Origin of the sequence: Parasphingorhabdus sp., assembly GCF_049667325.1 — a bacterium.
Taxonomy (GTDB): Bacteria; Pseudomonadota; Alphaproteobacteria; order Sphingomonadales; family Sphingomonadaceae; genus Parasphingorhabdus.
The window spans coordinates 1-4,788 of the sequence record NZ_JBATHY010000142.1; the positions used below are offsets into that span (position 1 = coordinate 1).

Below are 4,788 nucleotides of genomic sequence, written 5' to 3' on the forward strand. Positions count from 1 at the left end.
GAATGGAGGATGAACAGAGCAGTGACCTGATCCGAATTTGCTTCTCTTTGCAGGTGGTGAAAGCTAGTGAAAAGCTCTGCCATGATCCTGTCCCAACTTACTCTGCACAACTTTCGCAACTATCCCGGATTACGTCTGGAAGCGGCTCCCGGATTCATGGTTTTCAGCGGCGAAAACGGGGCCGGCAAAACCAATATTCTGGAAGCGGTTTCCTTGCTCGCGCCGGGCCGCGGGCTGCGGCGCGCGCCGCTCCGCGACATGGCGTATCAGAATGGCAGGGGCGATTTCGCCGTCGCCGCGCAGCTGGGCGATGTACAAATCGGGACCGGCACGGATCCGGAGGCTCCGGAACGTCGCAAGACGCGCATAAATGAAGCAGCTGCCCCGACCAATGATCTGGCCGAGTGGCTTTCCATATTATGGCTGACCCCGGCGATGGACCGCTTGTTCATGGAAGGACCAGCGGGACGGCGAAATTTTCTGGACCGGCTGGTTATGGCTCTCGAACCAGCTCACGCCCGAAACTGCGCCCGCTACGAAGCGGCACGTCGCGAACGCAACCGGCTGCTTGCCGATGGCCATCTGGCCGACAGCAGCTGGCTTGAGGGACTCGACACGCAATTGGCACAATATGGTTCGTTGGTCGCCGAAGCGCGGCACCGGATGGCTTCGGCATTAAACCAGCTGCTGGAGCAAACAGACGGCAATGTCTTTGCCAGGCCGGCCTTACAACTCGCAGATGACGACTTGCGAACCGAGTTCCAACTCCAACAGATGCTGCAACAGAACCGAACCGCAGACCGGGCAGCTGGCCGAACGTTACACGGGCCGCATCGCGCTGACCTCAACGTGTTTCATGCCGAGAAACAGCAACCGGCCGAAAAATGTTCAACCGGAGAACAGAAGGCGTTGTTATTCTCCATCATTCTGGCGCATGCGGATTTAATCGCCGAGCGGCGCGAATGTCGACCGATCTTGTTGCTTGATGAAGTCGCCGCTCATCTCGATCCGCAACGCCGCGCGGCTCTTTTCGACAAGCTGGCGGAACGAGGCGGGCAAGTCTGGCTGACTGGAACAGAGCCGGCTTTGTTTACCGATATTCCGGATAGCGCACTACATTTCCAGGTGTCGGACGGAACCGCCAAAAAGCGTTAAAGCGCATCCGGGACACGACATGGTTTACAGGTGATTCACGTTACTCTTTAGCGTTGATTTTCCGACAGCCGTTTATGTCTCCTCAGATGGACACAACGGCTCTGCAAAAAACTGTGACTTCGCTTCGGAATGCAATCATTCCGATCGTGCTGGTATTGCAGGCCATCATGATGCCGGTTTCGGCGAAGGCGAATGATTATCTGCAATGCGTCCCTTTTGCGAGGCAGCTGAGCGGCATCCAGATTTATGGCGACGCGCATAGCTGGTGGGGTCAGGCAGACGGTGTCTATGAGCGAGGCGCATTGCCGGTTGAAGGCGCGGTCCTGTCCCTGCCCAGCCATGGCGCGATGCAGTTGGGGCATGTCGCGGTGGTTCGCAAGATTATCGACGACCGCAACATTTTGATCAGCCACGCCAACTGGTCACCGATCAATGGCCAGCGCGGCCAGATCGAACGCCGGGTCGCGGCGAAAGACGTTTCTGCCGCCAATGACTGGAGCCTTGTGCGCATCTGGTATGCGCCAATCGATAATCTCGGCACCACAGCCTTCCCGGTCAATGGTTTCATTTATCCGACACGTCAGACCAAGCAAGCCGGTCGCCAATGGGCATCTGCCAAGCCCACGAGTCAAAGCCGGATGCCAAATCGCTCGCTTTTTGATCCCAGACTCACCGCAGATCTTGCGCAATCCGCGGAAGCAGAAGTTCCGAAGAACGCCGAGCCAAGAGATCTGATCGGGGAATTGCTGGACAGAGTGGGTAGCTGAGGCCAGATTGGGGCGTAAGGCCTCAACCTGGAACCTCTCACATGAACACCCGACCGCCTGCCTGCCTTGTGATCCTCTCCGGCGGACAATCAAACCGGATGGGTAAGGACAAGGCGATCATCAAGCTGGGGGGCCACCGGCTGATCGACATTTTGATCGACAGATTTGCCGGCAAAGCCGATCGCCTGTTTCTGTCTGCTTGCCAGGATTACGGCACCGGCCTCGACACGATCAGCGATGACCCGGCTTTCCCCGATGGACCGGTCGGTGGAATTTTCTCGGTGGCGGCGGCGTTGCAGAAGGCCCGGCCTGCGATATCCGGCTTCGTGACGGTTCCGGTCGATGCGCCTTATGCACCGGCCGACCTGATCGAGCGGCTGTCGGCGAGCGGCGCCTGTGCGGTGGCGCGGGATCAGCAGCGCATCCATCCGACCTTTGCCTATTGGCGATGCGATGTCGTTGACAGCATTCGCGCAACCCTCGACCAAGGAGACAAAGCCCCTTCCCTGCGATGGCTGGCCGAGAAAACCGGGGCCAAGGCCGTGACCTGGTCCGACGCGAATCTGTTTATGAACATCAACCGGCCGCAGGATCTGCTCGATGCGCAACAAGGCAAAACGGCCGGCGCTTGATCAAGCACCGGCCGTTCTATCTCGACAATCACGATCAATCACCGTGATCGATAAAGCTTAGCGATCAATCCAGACGGCGGATTTCCGTCTTCGTCAGGCTGGTCATCAGCTTGCCGTCGCTGTTTGAAAGCGTCGAAGCGGCGATCACGCGCACCTTGCCTTTATAGATGACCAACAGATCGCCATTTTCGGTTACCCGTTTCACTTTCGCGACACTCGCGCCGCTTGCGTCATAAAGGCGATCGTTACGCTCTGCGTCTGCAGCGATTGCAGCCGGAGCGGTAAGTGTCATTGCGATGGCCGCAAGGATCAGGGAGGATAGTGTACGCATGGCTTTTCTCCATTGGGTTTCGGACTGGTTCCCAAACTACCCGCGGCCGATGATAAGTTGCAATATGAAATGTTGCACCTGCGAGTTGCATTTTTGCAATTGACTGAAAGCCGAGAAAAAGCGGGTGAGCCGAAGATGGGTTGCCCGCGTCACCCAAATTGTGCCATCGTTCACCGAACTTGCTCCAGATATGAGGTCCTTATGATCCGCTATGCCCTGATTTTTGCCGCCGCGGCGCTTCCTGCCTCCGTTCAAGCCCAGCCGGCCGATGTGATGTCCGAGATATCTGCCCTGATCGACGCGCGATCCGGAGAATCGGCCAAGACAGCGCGACAGCTTTGGGAATGGGCGGAAGTCGGCTATCAGGAACAGAAATCCAGCGATCTTCTGAAGCAATCGCTCAAAACCAACGGATTCAAAATCACCTCGGGCGTTGCCGGCATTCCGACCGCCTTTACCGCCGAATATGGCAAGGGCGGTCCGGTGATCGCGATATTGGCGGAATATGACGCGCTGCCCGGGATCAACCAGGATTCCCTGGCCACCCGCTCCCCGATCGAGGGCAAGGGCGCGGCCCATGCTTGCGGCCACAATCTTTTTGGCGCCGGATCGGTCGAAGCCGCGATTGCAGTAAGCAAATGGCTGGAAAAAACCGGCACGCCGGGGCGTGTGCGACTCTATGGCACGCCGGCGGAAGAAGGCGGCAGCGGCAAGGTCTATATGGTCCGCGCGGGACTGTTCAACGACGTCGATATCGCGCTCCACTGGCATGCTGATGACGAGAATTCGGCGGCAGCCCGCACCACCCTCGCCAACCGCTCGGCCAAATTCCGTTTCCGCGGCACCTCCGCTCATGCCGCCGGCGCACCGGAAAAGGCGCGCTCGGCTCTCGATGGTGTCGAATCGTTCAACATGATGATCAACATGATGCGCGAACATGTCCCGCAACAGTCGCGAATCCATTATGTGATCACCGAAGGCGGCACCGCGCCCAATGTCGTGCCGGACTTTGCCGAAGTCTTCTATTATGTCCGTCACCCCGACCCGGTCGAGGTCGATGCGATCTGGGCGCGGCTCGAAGATGCGGCGCGCGGCGCGGCGATGGGCACCGGCACCAAGGTCGACTGGGAAGTGATCCACGGCAACAATCCGTTGCTGGTCAACGAGCCGCTGGCCAAGATGATGGACGCCAAATTGCGGCAGGTCGGCGGAGTAACATATACGCCCGACGAGCAGAAATTTGCCGAGGGCATCTATGCGAGTTTTGACAAGCCCGGCCACGCGCTCGGCAGCCAGGAACAGGTCCAGCCTTATGATGTATCGCTCGGCTATGGCTCGACCGATGTCGGCGATGTTTCCTACGCGACCCCGACCGTCGGTCTGCGAACGGCAACATGGGTGCCGGGAACTTCCGCCCACAGCTGGCAATCCTCGGCGGCGAGCGGCATGTCGATCGGCTTCAAGGGCGTCCAGGTCGCGGCCAAGACCCTGACGCTGGCGGCTATCGAGCTTTACACCAACCCCGAACTGCGCGCCGAAGCCAAGGCCGAATTCGACAAGGCACGAGGGCCGGATTATGTATATAAATCTTTGCTCGGCGACCGCGATCCGCCGCTGGATTACCGGAAATAAACGGAACGCGTAAGTTGCCTGCATTGGGGCAGTTTAGGTCAAGGGGTCGGGTGTAGGACAGCCTGTTTTGGTAACTGAGCAAATATTGTCGCGGTCTGCGTGATCGGGACGTTTATTGGACTCGCACAAAGCCACGAAGACGCGAAGCGATTGCGCGCCTTCTTTAAAGTCTTCGTGCCTTTGTGGCTTCGTGCGAGCCTGACCATTTTGGCGCCGCGCCGCAAACTAGACAGAAACGTCTGCTTTTGTTTTCTGTGACCTTTGCCCCAGA

Annotated in this window: 5 protein-coding genes; 4 read left to right on the top strand and 1 reads right to left on the bottom strand. The window is 58.4% G+C overall.

All coding sequences use genetic code 11. The annotated features are described in order from the left end of the window. Positions 1–81: 81 nt before the first annotated feature. The 3 genes from recF (at position 82) to mobA (ending at position 2,554) form a co-directional block, all read left to right on the top strand. Positions 82–1,155, top strand: coding sequence for a DNA replication/repair protein RecF (gene recF / locus WBM93_RS06690; RefSeq protein WP_424429882.1), 1,074 nt, complete (start codon positions 82–84; stop codon positions 1,153–1,155). A 113-nt stretch (positions 1,156–1,268) separates the two neighbouring features. After that, on the top strand, positions 1,269–1,922 hold the full coding sequence (locus WBM93_RS06695; protein ID WP_424429884.1) for a CHAP domain-containing protein: 654 nt from the start codon (positions 1,269–1,271) through the stop codon (positions 1,920–1,922). A gap of 41 nt (positions 1,923–1,963) precedes the next feature. Beyond that, positions 1,964–2,554, top strand: a complete 591-nt coding sequence (mobA, locus tag WBM93_RS06700) for a molybdenum cofactor guanylyltransferase (protein ID WP_424429885.1) — start codon at positions 1,964–1,966, stop codon at positions 2,552–2,554. A 64-nt stretch (positions 2,555–2,618) separates the two neighbouring features. Here mobA and WBM93_RS06705 read toward each other — a convergent pair whose 3' ends face one another. Continuing rightward, on the bottom strand, positions 2,619–2,885 hold the full coding sequence (locus WBM93_RS06705; protein WP_424429888.1) for a hypothetical protein: 267 nt from the start codon (positions 2,883–2,885) through the stop codon (positions 2,619–2,621). Between the two features lie 201 nt (positions 2,886–3,086). Here WBM93_RS06705 and WBM93_RS06710 point away from each other — a divergent pair, with 201 nt between their 5' ends. Continuing rightward, on the top strand, positions 3,087–4,517 hold the full coding sequence (locus WBM93_RS06710) for an amidohydrolase (RefSeq protein ID WP_424429890.1): 1,431 nt from the start codon (positions 3,087–3,089) through the stop codon (positions 4,515–4,517). Positions 4,518–4,788: the final 271 nt, after the last annotated feature.

What these genes read in the sequence shown, in the direction of transcription:
- recF (WP_424429882.1), top strand. Translation starts at nt 82, where the DNA reads ATGATCCTGTCCCAACTTACTCTGCACAACTTTCGCAACTATCCCGGA.
- WBM93_RS06710 (WP_424429890.1), top strand. Translation starts at nt 3,087, where the DNA reads ATGATCCGCTATGCCCTGATTTTTGCCGCCGCGGCGCTTCCTGCCTCC.
- mobA (WP_424429885.1), top strand. Translation starts at nt 1,964, where the DNA reads ATGAACACCCGACCGCCTGCCTGCCTTGTGATCCTCTCCGGCGGACAA.
- WBM93_RS06705 (WP_424429888.1), bottom strand. Translation starts at nt 2,885, where the DNA reads ATGCGTACACTATCCTCCCTGATCCTTGCGGCCATCGCAATGACACTT.